Origin of the sequence: Nocardia sp. NPDC057663, from assembly GCF_042799895.1 — a bacterium.
Taxonomy (GTDB): Bacteria; Actinomycetota; Actinomycetes; order Mycobacteriales; family Mycobacteriaceae; genus Nocardia.
Genome location: NZ_JBHVHX010000006.1, coordinates 333233 through 355442 on the forward strand (window position 1 = coordinate 333233; position 22210 = coordinate 355442).

20 protein-coding genes are annotated in these 22210 nt (G+C 68.6%); 6 read left to right on the forward strand and 14 right to left on the reverse strand.

What is annotated here, in order from left to right:
* Window positions 1-137: 137 nt before the first annotated feature.
* The 6 genes from ACFVAV_RS17105 to ACFVAV_RS17130 all read right to left on the reverse strand — a co-directional run bounded on the left by ACFVAV_RS17105 (window position 138) and on the right by ACFVAV_RS17130 (window position 9269).
* Window positions 138-3455, reverse strand: a complete 3318-nt coding sequence (locus tag ACFVAV_RS17105) for an arabinosyltransferase domain-containing protein (RefSeq protein ID WP_379035855.1) — start codon at window positions 3453-3455, stop codon at window positions 138-140.
* A 36-nt stretch (window positions 3456-3491) separates the two neighbouring features.
* Entirely contained in the window at window positions 3492-4004 is a 513-nt protein-coding gene (locus ACFVAV_RS17110) for a hypothetical protein (protein ID WP_379035856.1), read from the reverse strand.
* Between the two features lie 216 nt (window positions 4005-4220).
* Complete coding sequence (locus ACFVAV_RS17115) at window positions 4221-4760, reverse strand: hypothetical protein (RefSeq protein ID WP_379035857.1); 540 nt, start codon at window positions 4758-4760, stop codon at window positions 4221-4223.
* Window positions 4761-4965: 205 nt separating this feature from the next.
* On the reverse strand, window positions 4966-6936 hold the full coding sequence (locus ACFVAV_RS17120) for a galactan 5-O-arabinofuranosyltransferase (RefSeq protein ID WP_379035858.1): 1971 nt from the start codon (window positions 6934-6936) through the stop codon (window positions 4966-4968).
* Between the two features lie 129 nt (window positions 6937-7065).
* Window positions 7066-7845: a decaprenylphospho-beta-D-erythro-pentofuranosid-2-ulose 2-reductase gene (locus tag ACFVAV_RS17125; RefSeq protein WP_379035859.1), complete on the reverse strand. Its 780-nt coding sequence runs from the start codon at window positions 7843-7845 to the stop codon at window positions 7066-7068.
* Window positions 7842-9269 carry an FAD-binding protein gene (locus ACFVAV_RS17130; RefSeq protein ID WP_379035861.1) on the reverse strand — a complete coding sequence of 476 codons (1428 nt, stop codon included), beginning with the start codon at window positions 9267-9269 and terminating at the stop codon, window positions 7842-7844. Before ACFVAV_RS17130 ends, ACFVAV_RS17125 begins: the two co-directional genes overlap by 4 nt.
* Window positions 9270-9284: 15 nt before the next feature.
* On the opposite strand from ACFVAV_RS17130, the gene ACFVAV_RS17135 reads away from it, so the two are divergent.
* Window positions 9285-9782 carry a GtrA family protein gene (locus ACFVAV_RS17135; RefSeq protein ID WP_379035862.1) on the forward strand — a complete coding sequence of 166 codons (498 nt, stop codon included), beginning with the start codon at window positions 9285-9287 and terminating at the stop codon, window positions 9780-9782.
* Here ACFVAV_RS17135 and ACFVAV_RS17140 read toward each other — a convergent pair whose 3' ends face one another.
* Window positions 9783-10421: a pyridoxamine 5'-phosphate oxidase family protein gene (locus ACFVAV_RS17140; RefSeq protein WP_379035863.1), complete on the reverse strand. Its 639-nt coding sequence runs from the start codon at window positions 10419-10421 to the stop codon at window positions 9783-9785. It abuts the gene before it with no gap.
* 170 nt (window positions 10422-10591) lie between these two features.
* On the reverse strand, window positions 10592-12763 hold the full coding sequence (locus tag ACFVAV_RS17145) for a molybdopterin-dependent oxidoreductase (protein WP_379035864.1): 2172 nt from the start codon (window positions 12761-12763) through the stop codon (window positions 10592-10594).
* Window positions 12764-12918: 155 nt separating this feature from the next.
* On the opposite strand from ACFVAV_RS17145, the gene ACFVAV_RS17150 reads away from it, so the two are divergent.
* A complete protein-coding gene (locus tag ACFVAV_RS17150) occupies window positions 12919-13329 on the forward strand; it encodes a hypothetical protein (RefSeq protein ID WP_379035866.1) in 411 nt (136 codons plus the stop codon).
* Between the two features lie 192 nt (window positions 13330-13521).
* On the opposite strand, the gene ACFVAV_RS17155 is transcribed toward ACFVAV_RS17150, so the two are convergent.
* Window positions 13522-14013 (reverse strand): hypothetical protein, encoded by a 492-nt coding sequence (locus ACFVAV_RS17155; RefSeq protein WP_379035867.1) that lies wholly within the window; start codon window positions 14011-14013, stop codon window positions 13522-13524.
* Window positions 14014-14194: 181 nt separating this feature from the next.
* On the opposite strand from ACFVAV_RS17155, the gene ACFVAV_RS17160 reads away from it, so the two are divergent.
* Window positions 14195-14797 carry a DUF4282 domain-containing protein gene (locus ACFVAV_RS17160; RefSeq protein WP_379035868.1) on the forward strand — a complete coding sequence of 201 codons (603 nt, stop codon included), beginning with the start codon at window positions 14195-14197 and terminating at the stop codon, window positions 14795-14797.
* Between the two features lie 147 nt (window positions 14798-14944).
* Entirely contained in the window at window positions 14945-15790 is an 846-nt protein-coding gene (locus tag ACFVAV_RS17165) for a helix-turn-helix domain-containing protein (RefSeq protein ID WP_379035869.1), read from the forward strand.
* A gap of 3 nt (window positions 15791-15793) precedes the next feature.
* Here the strand turns inward: ACFVAV_RS17165 and ACFVAV_RS17170 are convergent, their stop codons facing one another.
* Window positions 15794-16195, reverse strand: coding sequence for a MarR family winged helix-turn-helix transcriptional regulator (locus tag ACFVAV_RS17170; RefSeq protein WP_379035870.1), 402 nt, complete (start codon window positions 16193-16195; stop codon window positions 15794-15796).
* Between the two features lie 85 nt (window positions 16196-16280).
* Between ACFVAV_RS17170 and ACFVAV_RS17175 the strand changes: the two genes are divergently transcribed.
* Window positions 16281-17762: an MFS transporter gene (locus tag ACFVAV_RS17175; RefSeq protein ID WP_379035872.1), complete on the forward strand. Its 1482-nt coding sequence runs from the start codon at window positions 16281-16283 to the stop codon at window positions 17760-17762.
* A gap of 60 nt (window positions 17763-17822) precedes the next feature.
* On the opposite strand, the gene ACFVAV_RS17180 is transcribed toward ACFVAV_RS17175, so the two are convergent.
* Window positions 17823-18371, reverse strand: coding sequence for a dTDP-4-dehydrorhamnose 3,5-epimerase family protein (locus ACFVAV_RS17180; RefSeq protein WP_379035873.1), 549 nt, complete (start codon window positions 18369-18371; stop codon window positions 17823-17825).
* A gap of 2 nt (window positions 18372-18373) precedes the next feature.
* On the reverse strand, window positions 18374-19246 hold the full coding sequence (gene rfbA, locus ACFVAV_RS17185) for a glucose-1-phosphate thymidylyltransferase RfbA (protein WP_379035874.1): 873 nt from the start codon (window positions 19244-19246) through the stop codon (window positions 18374-18376).
* Between the two features lie 240 nt (window positions 19247-19486).
* On the opposite strand from rfbA, the gene ACFVAV_RS17190 reads away from it, so the two are divergent.
* Window positions 19487-20539 (forward strand): alpha/beta hydrolase, encoded by a 1053-nt coding sequence (locus ACFVAV_RS17190; RefSeq protein WP_379035875.1) that lies wholly within the window; start codon window positions 19487-19489, stop codon window positions 20537-20539.
* Between the two features lie 112 nt (window positions 20540-20651).
* On the opposite strand, the gene ACFVAV_RS17195 is transcribed toward ACFVAV_RS17190, so the two are convergent.
* Window positions 20652-21353: a hypothetical protein gene (locus ACFVAV_RS17195; protein WP_379035876.1), complete on the reverse strand. Its 702-nt coding sequence runs from the start codon at window positions 21351-21353 to the stop codon at window positions 20652-20654.
* A gap of 131 nt (window positions 21354-21484) precedes the next feature.
* Window positions 21485-22192 carry a hypothetical protein gene (locus ACFVAV_RS17200; RefSeq protein WP_379035877.1) on the reverse strand — a complete coding sequence of 236 codons (708 nt, stop codon included), beginning with the start codon at window positions 22190-22192 and terminating at the stop codon, window positions 21485-21487.
* Between the last annotated feature and the right edge of the window lie 18 nt (window positions 22193-22210).

Below are 22210 nucleotides of genomic sequence, written 5' to 3' on the forward strand. Positions count from 1 at the left end.
GTGCTGAAACGCGCAGGGGAAGGCCATTCGGCCGACATTTACAGCCGTTTCACGTACACGAAACGCTAACGGCCGCTAGGCTTTTCGTGCCGTCCACGCACAACTGCCCGGTCGCTGCCCTTACGCTGCCGCACTCACTACTGCGCCCGGATCGCCGGCTCCTTCGCCCTCCCCGACTGCTCGACAACCCGCACCGAGATCTCGGCGGGCGGCGCGGGCTGATACGGCGTGAACCGCTCCAGCGAGCCCCAGTCCCGGCCCAGATCGTGAGCGAGATAGGTGGGGACGGTCTCGGCCTTCAGCAGCAGACCCGTCCACCCGAGCGGGCCACCGCCGATGTCGTCCTGCCAGGCGTTGGAGGCGTCCGAGCCGACCCGGTCGGGCAGGATCCGCCAGTTCGGGGCCTCGGCGACGCCGTCGTGGTGGTCGAACGGGCGCTGGCAGGGGAAGGCCAGGCCGACGTGCCAGTCCAGCAGCACCGGGTCGGTCTGCCCGACGACGGAGTCGAGCGTGGCCAGCTTGGGCAGTCGCGGCGGGGTCACCGCGAGCCACTGCTTCTGGGTGATGTCGTTGTCGGTGGCGACCAGGCGGACCGCGTTCACCCCGTCGGGCAGCCGGTCCAGCGGCACGCGCAGGTTGCGCCAGGACGGCGCGGGGCCGATGTCGAGCGGCTCGACCGAACCGGTCACCGTCACCTCGCCGTCGGCGGCGCGGGTGCCGTACTCCAGGCGCAGGTCCTGGCCGTAGTGCACGACGCCGTCGGTGTCGACGTAGCGGATGCGGCCTGCGGCGGTGACGACGAGTGCCTGGTAGGCGGGATCGTCACGCAAGCTGTCGGTGAGGTCGAGGCGGTACCACTGCGAGGTCAGCTTCGCCTGCTGCTGCACGCCGTCCTGGTAGGAGCCCAGGACGGGGGTGCGGGCCGGGTCGAGGCCGAAGGGCAGGGCGACGGTGCTGCCGTTGATGCCGGGCTCGGTGCTGGTGCCGCCGCCGGTGCCCGCGCCGGTGGTGTTGGTCGTCTTGTTGGCCGAGTCGGTGTCCACCGAGTTCGCGCCGCCGACCACGGTTTCGTCGGCATCGGCGGTGAGGTCGGCGGCGACGCCGTTCGGGGAGAAGCCGGTGGATTGGGCGCTCAGCCCGTCGGCGGGGGCGCCGGAGTAGGGGGTGAGCAGCGAATCGGCCGTGTTCGTCTCCACCAGCACGTCGTTGGCGAGGCCGCACGTGTTCCCCCGCAGCGACTCGATATTCGACTTCGCGATCGAGTAGGCGGGGTACTGGGTGACGGCGCCCTTGGCCATCGACGCCACCTCGAACAGCACCAACAGCGCCGCCGCGATGGTCAGCGGCATGGTCGCGAAGCGGTCGAAACGCGACGGCGCGGACGGCGTGCGGTAGGGATCGCGCAGATGGAAATACAGCGCGACCAGCAGTGCGAGCACGGCCAGCCCGAGGAAGATGGTCGAGACGCCCTTGCCGGCCACCAGCGGCGCCTTGTCCCAGAACGGCACGCCGAAGCTGGACACGTACCACCAGCCGTTGGAGCCGGTGAAGGTGATCGCCAGCACGAACAGCACCGCCGCGGTGAACAGCGCGCGATTGCGTGGGGCGCGAATGCCGTTGGCGCCGACCGCCACCGCCGCCAGCGCGGCCAGTGAACCGGCGAGCCCGGCGTACACGCCGAAGTGGTGGGTCCACTTGGTGGGCGTCCACATCATCAGCAGCAGCGCGCCGAACACGATGCCCAGGATGCGCACGGACGGCCCGCGCGAGGTGCCGGGGATACGGCCCTTGCGCAGCACCTGCAGGATGCACACGAGCAGGCACAGCAGCATCACCAGCACGCCGAAGCGCCGCGCCAGCGAGCCGTCGGGGGAGAGCATGAACAGCGAGTCCCAGCGGGTGCGTTCGTCGAACCAGGCGACATTGGGGCCGACCAGGGTGCGGACCCGGGTCGCCTCCATCACCATGGCCAGGGTCTGGTCGGCGAAGACGATGATCAGCACGAGCGTGCCCGCGGCCAGGCCGGGGGCGAGGAGCGCGCCGTAGCGGAAGATCTTGGCGCCCAGCGTGAGGTGCGGTCCCGTGCCGGTCGCGGCGCTGTCGGTGGCATCGCCGTCGAGTTCGTCGGCGGCGATCCGGCGCGGCAGCACACCCTGCGCACGCTTGATGATGATCATCAGCACCGGCCGCGTACCCGCGATGAGCGCGGCGATGCAGATCAGTCCGGTCGGGCCCGCGGCGAGGGAGAACGCGGCGACCAGAATCGCCAGTGCCGCGGGCAGCAGCCGGGCGGTGGCGATGGCGCGTTCGATCAGGCACCAGGTGAGCAGCGCGCCCGCCGCGATCAGCGGTTCGGGGCGAAGGCCGTTGTCGTAGGGCAGCCAGAAGGCCAGGAACACCAGTCCGGCGGTCCACAGCGCCACCTTGTCGCGGCGCACGCGAGCGCCGAGGCGCGGCAGCACCTCCCGGCTGATCACTGCCCAGCACACCAGGCCGGCGGCGAGGGCGGGCAGGCGCATCCAGGGGCTGGCGTCGGAGACCTTGGTCATCCAGGCCAGCAGTTCGTAGGACCAGCCGAACGGCGCCTCGGGGACGCCGAACCAGCGGTAGTAGTTGGCCATGTAGCCCGACGGACCGGAGGCGCGGGCCATATTGAGGATGTAGCCGTCGTCGGAGGTGTTGGCGCCGATGACATGCCAGCCGAGCAGCGTCACGACAACGACCACGTCGGTCGGGGTGATCCGCCACCAGTGCCGGGGCAGGAAACGGCGAGCGCGACGGCCGTCGGTGGTGTCGAGCAGGTGCAGGGCGATCAGCGCGATGACGGTGGCGACCGCGGCGGCGATCATCGTCACCAGTTTCAGCGTCGTCGGCGTCGAGGTGAACCGGGAATCGATGTCGGCGTGCACGCGGGCACCGGCGAGCGCGGCCTCGTCGAGATCGGTGAAGATGCCGACGATCTGCGGGCGCTTGTCGACGGTGACGGTATTGCGGAACGGGCTGCCGTCCGCGCGCGTCACCCCGGTGAATTCGACGGTGGTCGCCGCGATGGTGGATTCGATCGTGATGCGCTCGCAGTTCGCGATCTCGGCGATCGGCGCCGACAGCATCGGCACATCACGCGCCTGCACCCCGAGCACGCCGTCCCGCACGGCGACGGTCAGCCCCTTCTGGGTCTGGCCCGACGCCACCGGAATGGTGCTCACCAGCGTCGTCGACCCGGTCTCCGGCAGTCCGCGCAGCATCGTGCACGGCAGTTGTGCGTCGAGCTGCTGGGGCACATACGACACGAGCGGTGCTTCGACACTGGTCGCGCCCGCCTGCGGCCAATCGAGGCTCGCGCGGTCCTGCTGCACCGGCAGCAGCGGCGTCAGCAGGGCAAGCACGAACCCGAGCAGCCCGCAGACGAGGGCGATCAGGCGGTATCGGGTGAACGCTCGGTCAGATCGCAGCACGGGGGTTGATGCTAGCCATCGAACCTGTGCGCCGGGTCATCCCGTCTTGCGGTCGCTCCAATCGAGCTGGGCTTTGGCCCAGTCGGGGATCTCGCCGTCGGCGCGGGGGAAGGCGGCGAATTCGGCGCGCAGATCCTCGGCCGAGAACTCCGGCATCCAGTCCGGGACGGCGCCGGTGGAGAAGGTCGCCTTGTAGCGGGTGGGGCCCGCGATGAAGATCTCGGCGCTGAGCCAGGCGCCGGCCACCGGGTCGTAGGACAGGCGCTTGTGGTCGGTGAAGTACTCGAGCACTTCGACCGGCAGCACCAGGTTGGTGACCGTTCCGTCGCGTTTCTTGACCTGCACGCCCGCCACGGTGTTCTCGCCGACCTGCATCGACCACAACAGCGCGAACTTCTGGCCCGGCCCGAGCAGGGCGATCGCGGCGTCGACGACGGTCTGCTCGATCTGGCTGACCGAGTGCAGCTCTTCCCTGGGGGAGGGTTCACGTTCCTGACGGTGCGGGCGGGTCAGCAAAAGATCGATCCGCTCCGATCTGCTGAGCGTCATAGCTATACCTCTGCATCCGTACCGATCAGCACTACCAAAACTGATTTCGGTCGGCCGAACATTTCAACATTTCGCAGCGTACTCGCCCCGCGACGCGAACCGCGCAGTTTGTTGACACTGACCGGGCATATTGTGGTCTATCGCGCTCCCGCACACCAGTAGCTACCGGGTGTCGATCAACACAACAGTCGGTTGTGGGTGTCTGACCAGGGGAATTCAGGCGGCCGAGGCGCGCAGGGCGAACCAGCCGTCGATCGGGTCGGCGAAACCGTGATAGACCAGCGGAATGCGCTGATCGATCTCGAAATACCGGTAGACCGCCAGCATCGCCTGGCGCACCGAATGGGACTGGAAGTCATCGATGCGGCGCGGGCCGATGCGGTGTTCGGGCAGCAGCTCCAGGCGCATCAGTTCCGCCGGGTCGTCGACGTCGAGACCCCACGGCGTCTCCTCGATGAGATGGTCGTGCAGGACGGTGCGCGCGGTGGGCGGATCGTGCCGCCTGCCTGCGAAGGCGACGCGCTCGACGCGGGCCAGGCCGCGGGTGCTCAGCGGCGTACGGACCGCCTCGATCAGATCGATCATGTCGATATCGGGTTTCGGTTCCGGTGTTCGTCCGGCGACCGGCGCTTGTTCGAGCAGATGAAGCACCTGCCCGCCGCGAACCAGTGGCTCGGGCACCACGAAGAAGCTGATGCTCGGGCAGTCGCAGTGCATTCCGGTGAGGCACACCCTCGTGTGCAACGGATCGGACATATGTCCTCCTCCGGTATCGGGTCGCCGGGACCCGTGACGTGCAGGATCGAAGATTCCAACGCCATCCGCCGCGGTACTCGCCCGTCGGCGGCGACCGTGCCGCACATGTCAGTGTAGTGCCGTCGAGCGGCCTGGACAGGGCGATCCGGCACGGAACGGAAACGATCCGCGGGCCCGGTCACGGTGCGACGTATCGAGCCAGAGCTCAGCGGCGCACCGTGACCAGGGTGAAGGGGCCGATGTCGGTGGTGGTGAAGGCGGGGTCGGCGAAGAGGGTTTTGGGGAAGGCGACGGTATAGCGCTTGACGTTCGGGTCGTTGGGGTAGACGTCTTCGGCCAGGCGCAGGGTGTAGGTGTCGCCGTCGCGGCGGAAGAGGAAGGCATCCGGGGCTCGCCAGGGGGCCGTCGACATGGCGTCGAGGAGGGCGGGGGCGGAGTCGAGCTTGCTCCAGGCGGCGATGGTGGCGGCGCGGTCCTTGAAGTCCGACAGTGGGTTCGCGTAATGCGAGGTCAGGGCCTGGAAGCCGAAGTAGGGGTAGAAGGCCAGGAAGCTGGTGTCGGCGGTGAGGACGACGGTTTCGTCTCGGGGACGGCCGGTTTGCGCCAGCAGAGCTTCGTCGACGGCGTGGTAGTAGCTCACCGCGGAGGGCTTGCGCTTGTCGGCGCGCTCGCCGAAGGTGCCGTCGGCGTTGGCCACCTCGGTCGGCACGGTATCGGTGTAGGCGGTGTCGATCTCGTGGGTGAGCACGGTCGGGATGTGCTGGGCGAAGGCCACCGCGCCGAGCACCGCCACCACGCCGGCGGCGGTGCGCACCGGCGACGAATCGTTCATCGCGCGATAGATCAGGCCGGCCAGTTCGACGAAGCCGAAAACGCCCGCGGCGGCGAGCAGAGCGAGTAGCACCGGCTCCAACCGGAACGAGAGCAGCGTGGTGCCCGCGGCGGTCGCGGCCATCGACAGCAGCGTCCACAGGTAGATGGCCACCACCCCGAGCCCCAGCGACTGGGCCCGGCGCGAGGTTCCGGCGCGCAGCACCAGCCACAGCACCCCGAGCAGGCATAGCGCACCGCGTAGCGAGAACTCCAGCATCGGGAAGGCCAGCTCGGCGCCCGACTGCGGCAGATAGTGGAAGGCATTGCCGGAGGGCAGCTTCGCCCCCGACAGCATCTTCAGCAGATACGGCGCCCACACCACCAGCGCGAGCACGGCGGCGATGGCCCCGATGACGACCAGCTTGGTGAGCGGCGCGATCGCCGCCCGCCACGGCGCCGGACCGCCGACGGCACGAGGCCCGCCGACCCGCGGCCGCAGGTCTTCCCGGCGCGTGTACACGGCCACACCGGCCGCGACCACGGCCATCAGCACCACGGTGAACGCCACGATCGCCAGGTACAGCGTGTAGAAGCAGGCGGCGACGCCGAGGAACAGTCCGGTGCCGAGCACCGCGCCCCACCCGCCCGACGACCGGTGCAGCGCACCCCAGGCGAGCACGAGCACCGGCGGAATGAACACGACCAGCACCGCGCCGTAGGCCTCGGGGGAGGCGTAGGCCAGCGTCATGGCGGTCACCGCCGCCGCAGCGCCGACCGCGAGATCGGCCCGTACCAGCTGCGTCCACAGCACCAGCGCCACCACCGCGGCGACCGCGAGCAGCCCGATCGCGTACGGCTTGAACACTTCCCAGCCGTCCATGCCGAGCACGTTGCCGACCCGCCCGCCGATCCAGAACCAGCCCGCCGGATAGAACGGCGGCAGATCGACATAGGTCATATCGCGCAGCGCCGCACTGTCGGTGAGCCGCGTCAGATATTCGGTGCGAAACTCCTGATCCACCGAGACACCGAACAGATACAGCTTGGTCGCCGCCAGCGGCATACCGAGCGTCACCGTCACGAAGCCCGAAATGCCCACCCAGGAGGCCAGTTTCGCCACCACCGGCCACTTCCGCAGCCGGATCAGCAGCACCGATACCACCAGCAGCCCGATGGCGACGACCTGGCCGACGGTGGTCAGCGCCCGAGTCACGTTGGAGGAGTTGAACGCGGGCCACTGCACCGCCGAGAACGCGAACAGCCCGACCGCGGCGACGACGAGCGCGACCAGGGCAGCCGCCACGCCCTCACCGGCCCCGGCCCCGATCCTGCGCCCCGACGGCACCTGTTCGTTCGTCGTCATCGGCGCGCTGTCCTCCAGCTCCTGTCGGCCCTACGGTCCGGGCCAGCCTAGTGGAGCCCCCGCCCGGGGGCGTGAACGAGAACTGCCGCACCATCCGGGGACGATGCGGCAGTTCGGGTAAGCGGTAGATCAGATCGGCAGCTTGCGGAAGATCGGCCGCGGCACGTGGCGCAGCGCCGACATCAGCAAGCGTGCCTCGCCGGGTGCCCAGACGATCTCGGTGCCCTTCTCCGAGGCGGTGACGGCCATCCGGGCCACATCCTCCGGGTCGACCGTGAGCGGGGCCTCCTTGGAGCCGGTGGCCTCCCAGTGTGCCTTCGTCGCCGAGGTGCGCACCTGCATCGGGCGCACGACGGTGACGCGCGGGCCGTGCGGGCGCAGCGCCTCGCCGAGGCCGAGGTAGAAGCCGTCGAGGCCGGCCTTGGTGGAGCCGTAGACGAAGTTGGAGCGGCGCACGCGCTCACCGGCCACCGAGGACATGACGATGATCCGGCCGTGGCCCTGCGTCTTGAACTTCTCGCCGACCAGCACGCCCACCGACACACCGGCGGTGTAGTTGATGCCGACGGTCATGACCGCCTTGCGCTGGTTCTGCCACAGCTCCTCGGCGTCGCCGAGCACACCGAACGCCACGATCGCGACGTCGACGTCACCCGCGGCGAACGCCGCGTCGACGACCTTCGGGTGCGAGTCGGTGTCGAGCGCGTCGAAATCGATGACGTCGACCTGGGTCGCACCGGCGGCCTTCAGCTGCGCGACCGCGCCATCGAGCAGCGGGTCGCCGGGCAGGTTGGCCAGGACGATCCGGGCCGGGCCCTTGCGCAGGTACTCGACACAGATCGCGAGACCGATCTCGGAGGTGCCGCCGAACAGCAGAATGGTCTGTGGGTTGCCCACTGCGTTGATCACTGGAGCTCCAGCCTCCTGGCCATATCGGACATGAAAACGCCGTTCGGGTCGACGCTGCGGCGGACCTTGATCCACTCGTCGATCCGCGGGTACATCTTGTGGAACGCCGCCGCGCTGGTCCGCGAGTCCTTCGCGGTGTACAGGCGGCCGCCGAACTCCATCACGCGCCGGTCCAGATCGGTGACCAGCTCGTTGAGGCCACGACGGATCGGGAAGTCGACGCAGATGTTCCAGCCGGGCATCGGGAAGCTCAGCGGCGCCGCGTTGCCCTCGCCGAACAGCTTGAACACGTTGAGCGCCGAGATGTGCCCGGACGCCTGGATGTCGATGATGATCCGCTTGAACTCTTCGACGGCCTCGGTCGGCACCACGAACTGGTACTGCAGGAAACCGGCGTTGCCGTAGACCCGGTTCCACTCCGCGATCATGTCGAGCGGGTGATAGAACTGCGTCAGGTTCTGGATCTTGCCGGTGTAGGTGCCGCCCATGGCGTAGTACGCCTCGCCGACCGCACCGAGCGAGAGGCGGTTGGCCGACCAGCTCGGGAAGATGTTCGGCACCGTCAGCAGCTGCGGCGCGTCGAACTTGAGCGGATTCTTGCGCAGCTTCTTGGGCAGCTCGTCGACCTTGGCCAGCCTGCCTCGGGTCAGGCAGGCGCGACCCAGCTTGGGCAGCGGGTTCATCACGTCGAACCACGCGCTCGAGTAGGTGTAGTTCGCCTCGCTGCCGTCGCTGTGCACGGCGACGGTCTCGTCCAGCGTCGAGGTCTTGACGCCGTCGTTGAGGAAGTAGGCCGTCTCGGTGGGCGCCATCTCGACGGTGGCGCGCAGGATGATGCCGGTCAGGCCGTTGCCGCCGACAGTGGCCCAGAACAGCTCGGCGTCGACGGTCGGCGAGATCGTGCGCACCTGACCGTCGGCGGTCAGCAGGTCGATCGAGCGGACGTGGTTGCCGAAGCTGCCTTCGCTGTGGTGGTTCTTGCCGTGGATATCGGAGGCGATGGCGCCGCCGATGGTCACCTGGCGGGTGCCGGGTAGCACGGGGACCCACAGGCCGAACGGCAGCGCGGCCTTCATCAGCTGGTCCAGGCTCACGCCGCCGTCCACGTCGACCATGCGGGAATCGCGGTCGATGCGGTGGATGCGGTTGAGCGCGGGCATGTCGATGACGAGCCCGCCCGCGTTCTGCGCGTGGTCGCCGTAGGAGCGGCCGAGGCCGCGGGCGATCACGCCGCGTCGCAGGTGCGCCGGCTTGGAGTCGTTGTCCTCGGCGACCATGCTCACGGCCTTGACGATCAACTCGGGATCGCTGGTCGAGAGCACTTCGGCGGAGGTGGGTGCGGTGCGACCCCATCCGGTGAGCGTGCGAGTGCGCGTGGGCAGCGCAAACGCCCCATCGGTGGTGGTCGGAATGTTCTCGGACATCGGCTAAGAGGCTACATGCATGGCGGGATACGCGACCGGTCTCGTAGTCTTCCTCACGTGCAAGCCCAACCGCATCTGCCGCTTCCCGCCGAGATTCCCCTGGTCGACGAGCCGGGTGGAACCGATGTCGACCTGAAGACGCAGATCGTGCGGTTCACGCTGACCGGCGGCCTCTCGGCGATCGTCGACTATGGCATCTACAGCCTGCTGCTGAACCTGCTCGGCCTCCCGGTGAGCCTGGCCAAGGCCATCAGCTTCGTCGCGGGCACGACCACCGCGTACCTGATCAACCGCCGCTGGACGTTCAAGGCGGAACCGAGCAGGGCGCGCTTCCTCGCCGTCGTCGCGCTCTACGCGGTGACCTTCGCCGTGCAGGTCGGCATCAACGCGGTGCTGTACTTCGCGCTGCCCGACGAGTGGTGGCGGCAGCCGCTGGCGTTCGTGATCGCGCAGGGCACCGCCACCGTCATCAACTTCGTCGTGCAGCGACTGGTGATCTTCAAGCTCGACTAGTCAGCTGGCCTTGGCCGCCGCGGCCTTCGCGGGCGCGAGCGGCTTGCCCGCCTTGACGCCGAAGTAGTCGCCGCCCTTGGCCCTGACACTGTCGGTGCCCCACTCGCGGCGATCCCGCTCGACCGGCACCATCTGCGGAATGTGCTTGCGGCAGTGGATATAGGCCTCTTCCACATCAACGACGACCCACACCTGCGATGTCTTCCCGCGTTCGGCGGCGGGCAGATCGCTGACGGTCTCGCGTAGCTCACTGTCGGCAACCATGCGGGCTTTCCCGTTGATGTGCAGCCCGATCAGGTCGCGCACGAAGTCGATCATCAAGATCCCCACGTGCGGGTTCTCGAGTATGTTGCCGAGGCTGGCCATTACCCCGTTACCTCGATATTCGGGGTACGCAATCGTGCGATCGTCGATCACGTGCAGGAATCCCGGGGTACCTGCCCGGAAGCTTGCGTCGCATTCACCGTGTGAGTCGGCGGTGGAGATGAAAGCCATGTCCATCCGCGCGACGAATTCGACCATCGACGGGTTCAGGTAGTCGATCACCTGGTCGTCGTAGAAGCGTTCGGCCCTGTCCGTGGTGCCCAACGTGTCCTGAAGCTCGTGCTCTCCATCGCTGCCGACGTGTTTTCCGGGCATCGGGGCCCCCTCTGCTAGCCGAACCGGGTGGTGCGGGTTTCGCGCTGAAACCCCCGCTTGTGACTGCAATCTCACCCAGTCTAGGGGAGCATCACCAGTTATGGGGTGTGTCCATTGTTGCGAATGGTACGAAAGTCCGGTTTGCGCAGCGGTTTCCAGAGGTAGACCGATCAGGCCGGTCCTACCGTCACCGGGACACCGTTGAACACCGCGGTGCCGGAAATCGCGTCGACCACCGAATCATCGGTCAGCGCATTGGCATTGACGCCCGCGTGCGCGAGCGCGACCGATTGGGTGGTGCTCGCGCCGTGTCCCCAGCCGTGCGGCAAACTCACCACGCCTGGCATGATCGTCGGCGTCTGCTCGACCTGGACCGTCAACGAGCCCGCCGCCGAACTGATCTCGGCCAGCTCGCCGAGACCGAGCCTGCTCGCGTCGTCGGGATGGATCTGCAGCGTGCACCGGTTCGATCCGCCGACCAGGCCGGCGATGTTGTGCATCCAGCTGTTGTTGGAGCGCAGCTGCCTGCGCCCGATCAGCACCATCTCCGGTGCGCTCGTCGCGAGGCCGGCGCGCAGTCTCGGCACATCGGCGAGCAGCTCCGGCGGTGCGAGCTCCACCCGGCCGGACGCGGTGCGCAGTACGCCGGGCAGGCGCGGTCGCAGCGGGCCGAGATCGATGCCGTGCGGGTTGGCGAGCAGGGTTCGCAGGCTCAGCTCACCGCCGTTCCACGCGCCGTACGGGCCGAGTTTGAGCATCAGGTCGATGCGCTGTTCGGTCGTGTCGGTGCCGTCGAGCTCGTCGCGCCGGTCGCTCATCCCCGCCTTGTGCAGCATGCCCGCGATGACCAGCTCGTCGATCATCGCGATCGGGCTGTCCGCGCCGGTACCCGCGTGCGGTTGCCCGCTGACGGCGGCGGCGAGCCGCGCGATCACCGCCGATTCGGACGGGCGGCCGTCGAGGGGAACCAGCGGCGGTGAGTACCGGGTGTAATTGCGCACCGCGAACTGCAGCAGCGCGAAGTCGTAGTGCGGCGACTGCACCGAGCGCGGGGGCGGCAGGATCACCGACGCGTGCCTGGTCGTCTCGTTGACGTACCGGTCCACGCTGACCATGAACTCCAGCCCGGCCAGTCCCTGGTCGAGCCTGGCGCCGCTCGGCGCGGACAGCACCGGGTTGCCCGCGACCGTGACCAGGGCTTTGATCTGCCCTTGACCGGGGGTTTCGATCTCGTCGGCGAGGGTGGCGACGGGCAGTTCGCCCATCGTCTCCGGCAGTCCGCGCACCCGGCTGGTCCAGCGGCCCGGCCGGAACGGCCTGGTGCGGGGGATACCGCCCGCCGCCGCGGTGGCGAACATGGCGCCGCCGGGGGCGTCGAGATTGCCGGTCAGCGCGTTGATCGCGTCGACCAGCCACTGGGTGAGCGTGCCGAACTCGGCGGTGCAGGTGCCGATTCTGGCGTAGACGGCGGCCGTCGGCGCCGCGGCGAGGTCGCGGGCGATGGCGCGGATGGTGTCGGCCGGGATGCCGGTGCGCTCGACGACCGATTCCGGGCTGAACTCGGCGGCGGCGGCGCGCAGGTCGTCGAGGCCGTCGGCCTCGATCCGCACGTCGGTCAGCTCCTCGGCGAAGAGTGTGTGGACGACGGCGAACAGCAGGTAGGCGTCGGCGCCTGGCCGGATGAACAGGTGCTCGTCGGCCAGCGCCGCGGTCCTGGTCGCCCTCGGGTCGACGACGACCAGCTTGCCGCCGCGGGCCCGCAGCGCCTTCAACCGGCCGGGGAAGTCCGGCGCCGTACACAGCGACCCGTTGGATTCGAGCGGATTGGCGCCGAGCATCAGCAGGAAGTCGGTGCGGTCCAGGTCGGGCACCGGCACGGTCAGCGGGTCGCCGAACATGAGCCCGGCCGCGACCTGCTTGGGCATCTGATCGGCGGTGCTCGCGGTGTAGATGTGCCGGGTGCTCAGCGCGCGGATCAGGGCGGGCAGATAGAGCGCGCCCGCGACGGTGTGGGCGTTGGGATTGCCCAGGTAGACCGCGGTCGAGCCACTGCCGTGCGCCGTGACGACCTCGGTGAACCTGGTCGCGATCAGGTCGAACGCCTCGTCCCAGCTCGCGGCGCGGAAGCCGTCGCCTTCGCGGATCAGCGGGGTGGTGACCAGATCGGGGTCGTCGTCGAGCTTGCCGAAGCTCGCGCCCTTCGGGCACACGAAGCCCTTGCTGAACGGGTCGTCGCGATCGCCGCGCACCGAGACCACCCGGTCGGCGTCGTCGAGAGTGATCGCGAGACCGCAGACGGCCTCACACAGCGGACAGGTGCGCAGCAGCGTTCGCGGAGCCATGCCCCCATCCTTACGCCGTCCGGCGCACCCGGGTCGGAAAACGCGGAAAGCCGTGTGGACGACCGTATTGCCCACGTTCGGGTTTCTCGAAACATGTTTTCCGCCAACACTATTGGGGGCATGCGAAAAGGTCGGATCGTCCTATGATCACGGGCGTGCGTACTTTCAAGCTTGCCACCGGGGCGACCGCCCTCGTCACCGTCGCGATCACCCTGTTCGCGGGCACCGCGTCCGCCGCGCGGACCGCCGAGGCGGTGGGCGGTACCGACAACATCACCGTCTCCATCGACAACACCGACGACGCATGCTGGTCCGGGACGGTGCTGCTGGACGAGATGATGCAGAGCACCATCCTCTCCCGCGAGAAGCCGTCGGCGGTGCTCGGGAACATCGAGGCGGGCAACCACCGGGTGCGGATCCACCTCTACGTCGGTGAGGGTGATACCTGCAGCGTCAACAGCCCGGCCATCGAGTTGCTGGACAAGAACGTCGCTGTGGGTGGCGCGGCAGGCAACCCGATCCAGGATCTTCTCGATGCGGGCAGTGCGGCACTCGGCCTGAAGTAGGCAGTGGGGCAAGCCCGGGCCGGGTCAGGCGGGATCTCTGCGGGGATCGACCGCTGCCCGGCCCGGGCCTTTTCATGCGCAGGCTCAGCGCCGGCGCGTACAGCGGAGACCCGTACTCGAAAACGCCGAAAACCCGCGATCGCGACGTCGGGGAACGCGTCGCGATCGCGGGTTCACCGCGGAGTCGGTGTTCTAGCAGGCCACGGTCAGCGTGGCGCGCTTGCGGGTCGCGGCGGCGCGCACGGCGGCACCGAGGGCGACGACCGGCGGGAGCCAGCGGGCCTCGGCGGGAGCGACGCCCCAGGAGGCGCTGCCCGCGGCGAGCTGGGTCGGCGGCAGCGGGATGCTGGCACCGTCGGTGTGTACGACGACGCCGGCCTCGCGCATGGCCTCGATCGCCATGGCGGCCTTGCGGACACCGGTGACCAGGTGGATCTCGCGACGCTCCTGGCCCGGGATCTCGATCACGGGGCCGGACAGGTTGTTGGCGCGCAGGAAGCGACGGACCTCGCCCGCCATCTCACCGGTGATCTCGATCGCCGAGACCTCGTCGTCGGTGATCAAGCACAGGCCGTTGGCCGTTTCGGCAACCGTCCAACCCCGCGCGGCGTACTCCTGCGCGGCGGCACCTTTCTCGGTGGCCGTAGTTGTGGTCGGAAACGTCGTGCGCACTGTGTTCTCCATTCCCCGAAGAGCTCTGTTCCTGCGTTCATGGGGCGTATCGGACCGGGGTGGCAGTCTTGTTACGCGGTTACCGAAAAATATTCGAGACTGTCTGGTTCGTCTCACTCGGCCGACCTTCGCTATCGGAGGATGCGGCCCGGCAGGGTTGGCGTAGGGGCCGAAACCGGGCAGGATTCGGCATATGACCGAAGCGCCGGGCACCACCCCGCCTCCCGAGGGGGAACCCGAGGAGTTCGAAGCCGAATCACGCTGGCTCTCTTGGAAAGAGACCGACGTGAAGCGCGCGGCGCGGCGGGCGGCGCAGGCGGACGACGACGAAAACGCGGACGATTCGGATATACCACGCGACGCGGGGTTCGAGGACCCGTTCCGCAGTACCGGATCGGCCAAAGAGTGGGCCGCCGAAGTGCTGCGCTCGCTGCTCGATGTCCAGTTCCGCAGGCCGGCGACCAGAACGCTGCTGCCGCTGGCCTACATCCTCGGCGTCGTCTCCTTCGGCATCGGCATTCCGGTCGTGCTCACGGTGCTGGCGTGGCGGGCTTCGGCGCTGCTCGGCATCCTCGCCGCGCTGGTCGCGATTCCGCTCGGGCTGACGATCGCGGCCGCGGTCCGGTTGATGCTGGAGTTCGCGAGCAACGCCGCCCGGCTGGCGGGCCGGGTCGAGCACATCAGCGACCTGGCCGACGGGTTGTTCCAGGCGCTCTCGGATGTCGCCGAGCCGGTCAACCAGCTCTCCGAAGACGTTCGTGCCGTGCAGTTCTGGCGGTTCAGGAAGAAGAAGTAGCCCCGTGCTTGCCTCCTGAACTATGTGTTGCGCGTTGTCCGATTCATTGTGAAACAATCCGTACGCAGATCCGACGACTGGGTCGGCTGCGTAGGGCGGTCTCCGAAAGAGATGGGGGAGACCGGATTTGGATTACAGGGGGGAAGTATGGCTTCACCACAGGGCGTCACCGGTTCGACGATGCCGCGCAGGCAGCTGGGCAGGCACTTGCGTGATCTGCGCAATCAGGCGCGGATGACGACCAGGACCGCCGCGGCGCAACTCGAGTGGTCGGAAGCGAAGATCTGGCGGATCGAGACCGGCCAGACATCGTTGCGCAGCCTCGATGTCGAGGCGATGTGCAAGGTGTACGGGGCGCCGGCGGAGCTCGTCGAGCCGCTGGCCGCCCTAGCTCGCGAAACCAAGGCACGGGGATGGTGGACGAGCTACGGCGATGTGATCCCGGAGGGCTTCGAGGTCTACATCGGGCTGGAGGAGGCGGCCACCGGGCTGTCGATCTACGAGGACGGCCTGGTCCCGGCGCTGTTGCAGACCGAGGACTACACCAGGGCGCTACTCGAGCAGACCGTGCCCGGGCTGACCGAGGCCGAGCTGGAGCGCAGGCTGCGGGTGCGCGAGTCCAGGCAGGCGCTGCTCACCCGCGCGCAAGCGCCGCTGCGGCTACAGGTGGTGCTGGCCGAGGCGGTGCTGACCCGGCGCATCGGTGACGATCGGGTGCTGGCCGCCCAGCGCGCGCGGTTGCGCGAGCTGGCCGAGCTGGACACGGTCCGGATCCAGGTGGTGCCGGGTGATACGGGCTATCACGCCGGCCTGGAATCGGGCCGGTTCGTGATCCTGGACTTCGGCGTCGACGGCTCGCTCGACCGGCCGGAGCCGCCGGTGGTCTTCGCGGAGACCTTCGCAGGCTCGGCCTATCTGGACAAGCCGGCCGACTACGAGCGCTACCACGGCGCGTTCACCGACATCAGCGCGGCGGCCTCCGGCGCGCTGTAGCTCCTACCAGGAGTTGGCGAGCACCGAGCGGTGCGTGGGCAGGGCTTGGTCATAGACCGCCCTGCCCTTTTCCGTCAGGTGGACGAAGATGGCGCGGCGGTCCTCGGCGCACATGGTGCGCTCGACCAGGCCGTCTTTTTCCAGCCTGGCCACGGCGCGCGAGAGCGCGCTCTGACTCAGGTAGATGTCACCGGCCAGTTCGGTCATCCGGTACTTCTGACAGTCCGCGTCGACCAGGCGATCGAGGGTCTCGAATTCGCTGAGTCCGATGCGGTGCTGGTGCTGAAGCGCCTTCTCCAGTGCGCAGCTCACGGCGGCGTGCCGATCGAGCAGTTCGCGCCACTGGCCGACCAGCTCGGTGGGCGCCTCGTTGCGCCGAGCTGATGCTGTGGCCGGGTTCGACATGGCCCCATCTTAGTAGTGCAGGCATGTCTATGCAACGGCAATTTATGTGTTGGCATTTAATGCGTGCGCATGTAATGTCCTCCGCATGACTTCGCCAGCAACGCTCTCGGCCGCAGATCAGGCGACCGATCCGACCAGGTGGCCACTTCGCCTCTGGGGCATGCTGATCACCCTGTGCATCGTTCTGTTCCTCGACGGTCTCGACGTCTCGATGATCGGCGTCGCGCTGCCGTCCATCGGCGCCGAACTCGATCTGTCCACCTCCACCCTGCAGTGGCTCGTCAGCGGCTACGTCCTCGGTTACGGCGGCCTGCTGCTGCTCGGCGGCCGCACCGCCGACCTGCTCGGGCGCCGCAAGGTCTTCCTCATCGCGCTGGCCGTGTTCGCCGTCGCCTCGCTGGTCGGCGGCCTGGTCAGCGACCCGACCCTGCTGATCGTCACCCGTTTCGTCAAGGGCCTGGCCGCGGCGTTCACCGCGCCCACCGGCCTGTCGATCATCACCACGACCTTCGCCGAAGGAAAAGCGCGCAACAAGGCGCTGTCCATCTACACCGTCTTCGGTGCCGGTGGTTACTCCATGGGCCTGCTGTTCGGCGGCCTGATGACCGGCGTCGGCTGGCGCTGGACCTTCCTGCTGCCGGTCCCGATCGCCCTGGCCGCCCTGGTCGCCGCGTTCGTGCTGGTGCCCAAGGACGGTAAGGCCGAGGAGGGCGGCCACGATCTGCTCGGCGCGCTGCTGTCCACCGCGGGCATGCTGCTGCTGGTCTACACGGTGGTCACCGCGCCGGAGGTCGGCTGGACCTCGGTCCGCACGATCGGTTCGTTCCTCGCCGTCATCGCCCTGTTCGCCGCGTTCGTGATCACCGAGCAGCGGGTGCGGCACCCGCTGGTGCGCCTGGGCATCCTGCGCAAGGTGTCGCTGGTGCGGGCCAGCCTGGCCATCATCGCGGTCGCCGGTTCCTACTTCAGCTGGCAGTTCATCGTCACCCTGTACATGCAGGACACGCTGGGCTGGTCGGCGCTGAAGCTGGCGATGGCGCTGCTGCCGGTGGGCATCCTGGTCGTCGGGTCGGCGTTCTTCTCCGAGAAGCTGATCGACCGCTTCGGCACCGGACCGGTCATCGCCGTCACCATGTCCGTGATGGCCGTGGGTTACCTGCTGTTCCTGCGGGTCGACACCGCGCCGGACTACCTGACCGTGCTGCTGCCCGCCATCTTGCTGATCGGCATCGGCTGGGTCGGCTTCCCGGCGATCAACGTGCAGGCCACCAGCGGTATCGATGACGACGAGCAGGGTCTGGCGGCCGGCGTGCTGCAGACCTCCATGCAGGTCGGCGCGGCCATCGTGCTCGCGGTGACCACCGCGATCGTCACCTCCGGCGGGCACGGCGCCGGTGCGACGCCGCAGCAGATGCTCGACACCTACCGGCCGGGCCTCGAGTTCGCCGCGGGCGTCACCATCGTCGGCGCGCTGGTCGCTCTGACGGTCTTCCTGCCGCGGTTGACCCGGTCGCGGGTCGCCGACGTGCCGGTCGCCGAGGAGAAGGTCCTCGAGCCGGTCGCCTGATCGGACAACGCCGGACGGCACCACCTTTCCCTGGTGGTGCCGTCCGGTGTTTCACGTGGATCAGGAAAAAGGTGGGGCCACTTCGTCTTTGGCGGAGCGGATATAGGTGAGCCGGCTGCCGTCGCGGCCCTCGGTCGGCCACTCGATCCCGAGACGGGGATCGAAAGCGTCCATGTCCCGGTCGAATTCGGGGGTGTATTCCAGCGAGCACAGATAGGTGACCGTGGAGTGATCCTCGAGCGAGAGGATGGCGTGGCCCAGGCCCTCGGACAGGAACACCGAGCGGCGGTGCACGTCGTCGAGCAGCACGCTGTCCCAGCGCCCGTAGGTGGGGGAGCCGGGCCGCAGATCCACGACGACGTCGAGGAACGCGCCGCGCACGCAGGTCACGTACTTGGCCTGACCTGGCGGGTCCTCGGTGTAGTGGATACCGCGCAGCACGCCGGCCGCCGAGACCGAGGTGTTCACCTGGTGCAGCTCGAACGGCCGCCCGGTGGCCTTCTCGAATTCCGAGGCCTTGAACGATTCGCAGAACATGCCGCGGTCGTCGCCGAGCAGGCGCGGGGTCACCTCCCACGCGCCGGGGATGGCCAGTTCACGGATCTGCATGCTTACCAGTCTTTCCCGCGGTCGATCAGATCCAGCAGATAGCGGCCGTAGCCGGAGCGCACCATCGGTTCGGCCAGCTCGCACAGCTGGTCGTCGGTGATCAGCCCGCGCCGCCACGCCACCTCTTCGGGCACGCCGATCTTGAGGCCCTGGCGTTCCTCGATGGTGCGCACGTAGTTGGCGGCGTCGAGCAGCGAGTCGAAGGTGCCGGTGTCGAGCCAGGCGGTGCCGCGGGCGAGCACGTCGACGCTGAGCTTGCCCTGCTCGAGGTAGGCGCGGTTGATGTCGGTGATCTCGTACTCCCCGCGCGCGGACGGGCGCAGTTCGCGGGCGATCTCCACCACGTCGTTGTCGTAGAAGTAGAGGCCGGGGATGGCGTAGTTCGAGCGCGGCGCCTTCGGCTTCTCCTCGATGGAGACCGCGCGGCCCTGCTCGAACTCCACCACGCCGTAGGCGGTCGGGTCGCTGACCCAGTAGGCGAACACGGCGCCGCCGTCGATGTCGTGGAACCGGGCCAGGCTGGTGCCGAGGCCGGGGCCGTGGAAGATGTTGTCGCCGAGTACCAGGGCGGCGGGCTCGGTACCGATATGGCTCGCGCCCAGCACGAACGCGCGGGCGAGACCGTCGGGTTCCGGCTGCACCACGTAGCTGATCGAGACGCCGAACTGGCTGCCGTCACCGAGCAGCCGGGCGAACGCGTCGGCGTCCTCCGGCGTGGTGATCACCAGGATGTCGTCGATCCCTGCCAGCATGAGGGTGGACAACGGGTAGTAGACCATGGGCTTGTCGTAGACCGGGACGAGCTGCTTGCTCACCCCGCGCGTGATGGGGTGCAGCCGCGAACCGGTGCCGCCCGCCAGGATGATTCCGCGCATGGGGGAAGTGTGCCAGCTCCCGGTCCCGCGGAGTCGGGGAGGTTCCGACACGTCGACGAAATGGTCACGAACGTTTCGTGACCGGGTGTGTCGGGCGATAACCGAGACAGACACTGCGTTCATCTGATTATGTGAGCGCCGATGTGTGAAACATCGCCGTGTTAGATGTCAGCGTCGACATCCGCACCGGGGGATTCGCCCTGGTCGCGGTCGACGCGCCAGCTGTGAGGTAGGTGCGCGATGGCAACGACCAAGATCGCCGGAATCGGTGTGTTCGGCGGGGTCGCACCCGCCACCACGGCCAAGCGCACCGGCAAGCCCGATCAGGGCATCATCGTGAACTCCGGCCGGACGAGCACCACCTCGCGGGTCCTGATGGGCGCGTGCGTCGGCGTCATCGGACCGCTGCTGCGGACCGTCCCGATCAACCGGGCGACCATCCCGATCGGCGCCGTCGCCGTCGACCTGCTCTCCCGGCTGCGGCCCGAACCGCACGGCATCGAGCGCGAGCAGATCCAGCTGGACGGCTTCAAGATGGAGATGGTCCGGCCCGCGGGCGGATCGCGCGCGCTGCGCCACGGTGCGGTGCTGTACATGCACGGCGGCGGGTTCGCGGTCGGCGGCCTGCAGTCGCACCGCGCGATCGTCGCGGGCGTGGCCAGGCGGACCGGACTGGCCGTACTCAATGTGGAGTACCGGCAGCTGCCCGGCCGCTCGATCAGCGAGTCGATCGACGACTGTGTGCTCGCCTACCGCTGGCTGCTGCGCCACGGCGCCGACCCGGCCAGGATCGTCTTCGCGGGCGACTCCGCGGGCGGCTACCTCACCTTCGCCACCGCGCTGCGCTCCCGCGACATCGGCCTGCCGCTGCCCGCGGCGCTGGTCGGCCTGAGCCCGCTGCTCGACCTGGACTATCGGGCCAAGGAGGGGTACGTCAATGTCACCAGGGACGCGTATATCCCGCTGTCGGGCCTCGAGGCCGTCGTCCGGCTCGGCGCCGAGACCGAGGGCCCGCTCGACCCGGCGCTGTCGCCGGTCAACGCCGACCTCGCCGGACTGCCCCCGGTCCTGCTCATCGCCGCGGAGGACGAACTGCTCCGCTACGACTGCGAGCTCATGGCCCACCGGCTCAGCGCGGCGGGGGTCCCCAACACCCTCGAGCTCTGGCGCGGCCAGGTGCACGCGTTCATGAGCATCCTGCCGAGCATGCCGGAGAGCCGCTCGGTACTCGGCCGGGTCGCCAAGTTCGTCCGGGTCGCCCTGGAACCCGCCCAGCGGGCCAGGACCGCGTAGAGCTGTCGAACTGGCTCGGACGTCCTGATCACGATCGGCCGGACGAGCCTCCTACCGAGAGAAGACCCGCCCGGCGCGTGCCGGACGGGTCTTTTTCGCTGTTCGGTCCGGATTACTTGGGCGCCGTGAACGGCGCGTTGACGGTGGTGAAGTACTGGATGGCAGCACCGATCGCGACCGGGGCGGTGATGAAGAGCTGACCGGCGATGGCGCCGACCGGGCCGACCAGCAGGGCGCCGGCGATGCAGCCGACGGCGGCGGCGGGCAGGAAGGGGCCGAGCAGGCCGACGATGGTGCCCAGGGCGACCGTGCCGGCGAGCACGCCACCGAGGACGCAACCGACGGCGGCGCCACCGAGGCCACCGACCAGCGCGCCGATGGAGGCGCCCATCGCGATGGTGTCCTTCATGCGGTTGAAGGCGGCGACCTCACGGTCGTACTCCGACTTCCAGGGGGCCTTGTCCTCGAAAGGCAGGGCGACCGGCTTGTACACGGCCTTGGCCGGGTCCAGCTGCGGGGTCAGGACGGCCTTGTTGCCCGAGATCTCGGCGGCGATCGGCAGCTCGAACTCGTCCAGGCGGAACGACAGCGGGGTGGCGGCGATGGTGTCGCCGTTGGCGGCCTTGATCTTGAATGCGCCGTCTTCGGTGACCAGCGAGCCCGCGTCGGTGGTGATGACGGAGGTGCCGTTCACTTCCTGGGCGGTGTAGTTGATCGGGGCGGCCTCGGCGGGCGCGGCGTTGACGGCGCCTGCGGTGACGCCCATGGCGGCGATCAGCAGCGCCGAGGTGGCGGCGAACTTCTTGATGAGCATGAGTGGGGAGTCCTCAATGTGGTGCGGTGCAGGGGGATTTCATGCGCGAAGCCCCGCCCGGAATGCCGGGCGGGGCTCCTGGCTCGCGTATTCAGTTGTGCGAGTGAAGTTGTGCGTCGTTCGAGACGGGATTACTTGGCCGGCGCGGTGAACGGCGCGTTGATGGTGGCGAAGTACTGGATGGCAGCACCGATCGCGACCGGGGCGGTGATGAAGATGTTGCCCGCGATGACGCCGACCGGGCCGACCAGCAGGGCGCCGGCGATGCAGCCGACAGCGGCGGCAGGCAGGAAGGGGCCGAGCAGGCCGACGATGGTGCCCAGGGCGACCGTGCCGGCGAGCACGCCACCGAGGACGCAACCGACGGCAGCGCCGCCGAGGCCACCGACCAGCGACGCGATGGAGGCGCCCATGGAGATGGTGTCCTTCATGCGGTTGAAGGCGGCGACCTCACGGTCGTACTCCGACTTCCACGGGGCCTTGTCCTCGAAAGGCAGGGCGACCGGCTTGTACACGGCCTTGGCCGGGTCCAGCTGCGGGGTCAGGACGGCCTTGTTGCCCGAGATCTCGGCCGCGATGGGCAGCTCGAACTCGTCGAGACGGAAGGTCAGCGGGGTGGCGGCGATGGTGGTGCCGTCGGCGGCCTTGATCTTGAAGGCGCCTTCTTCCTCGACCAGCGAGCCCGCGTCAGTGGTGATGACGGACGTGCCGTTGATCTCCTGGGCGGTGAAGTTGACCGGGGCGGGGGCCTCGTTCGGCGCAGCGTTGACGGCGCCGGCGGTGACGCCCATGGCAGCGATCAGCAGCGCCGAGGTGGCGGCGAATTTCCTCATCAGCATTTCGTTGAACCTCGATGT

Coding starts and splice junctions, on each gene's coding strand:
- ACFVAV_RS17110 (WP_379035856.1), bottom strand. CDS start 4,004: ATGACGCTCAGCAGATCGGAGCGGATCGATCTTTTGCTGACCCGCCCG.
- ACFVAV_RS17115 (WP_379035857.1), bottom strand. CDS start 4,760: ATGTCCGATCCGTTGCACACGAGGGTGTGCCTCACCGGAATGCACTGC.
- ACFVAV_RS17120 (WP_379035858.1), bottom strand. CDS start 6,936: ATGACGACGAACGAACAGGTGCCGTCGGGGCGCAGGATCGGGGCCGGG.
- ACFVAV_RS17130 (WP_379035861.1), bottom strand. CDS start 9,269: ATGTCCGAGAACATTCCGACCACCACCGATGGGGCGTTTGCGCTGCCC.
- ACFVAV_RS17135 (WP_379035862.1), top strand. CDS start 9,285: ATGCATGGCGGGATACGCGACCGGTCTCGTAGTCTTCCTCACGTGCAA.
- ACFVAV_RS17140 (WP_379035863.1), bottom strand. CDS start 10,421: ATGCCCGGAAAACACGTCGGCAGCGATGGAGAGCACGAGCTTCAGGAC.
- ACFVAV_RS17145 (WP_379035864.1), bottom strand. CDS start 12,763: ATGGCTCCGCGAACGCTGCTGCGCACCTGTCCGCTGTGTGAGGCCGTC.
- ACFVAV_RS17155 (WP_379035867.1), bottom strand. CDS start 14,013: ATGGAGAACACAGTGCGCACGACGTTTCCGACCACAACTACGGCCACC.
- ACFVAV_RS17160 (WP_379035868.1), top strand. CDS start 14,195: ATGACCGAAGCGCCGGGCACCACCCCGCCTCCCGAGGGGGAACCCGAG.
- ACFVAV_RS17165 (WP_379035869.1), top strand. CDS start 14,945: ATGGCTTCACCACAGGGCGTCACCGGTTCGACGATGCCGCGCAGGCAG.
- ACFVAV_RS17170 (WP_379035870.1), bottom strand. CDS start 16,195: ATGTCGAACCCGGCCACAGCATCAGCTCGGCGCAACGAGGCGCCCACC.
- ACFVAV_RS17175 (WP_379035872.1), top strand. CDS start 16,281: ATGACTTCGCCAGCAACGCTCTCGGCCGCAGATCAGGCGACCGATCCG.
- ACFVAV_RS17180 (WP_379035873.1), bottom strand. CDS start 18,371: ATGCAGATCCGTGAACTGGCCATCCCCGGCGCGTGGGAGGTGACCCCG.
- rfbA (WP_379035874.1), bottom strand. CDS start 19,246: ATGCGCGGAATCATCCTGGCGGGCGGCACCGGTTCGCGGCTGCACCCC.
- ACFVAV_RS17190 (WP_379035875.1), top strand. CDS start 19,487: ATGGCAACGACCAAGATCGCCGGAATCGGTGTGTTCGGCGGGGTCGCA.
- ACFVAV_RS17195 (WP_379035876.1), bottom strand. CDS start 21,353: ATGCTCATCAAGAAGTTCGCCGCCACCTCGGCGCTGCTGATCGCCGCC.
- ACFVAV_RS17200 (WP_379035877.1), bottom strand. CDS start 22,192: ATGCTGATGAGGAAATTCGCCGCCACCTCGGCGCTGCTGATCGCTGCC.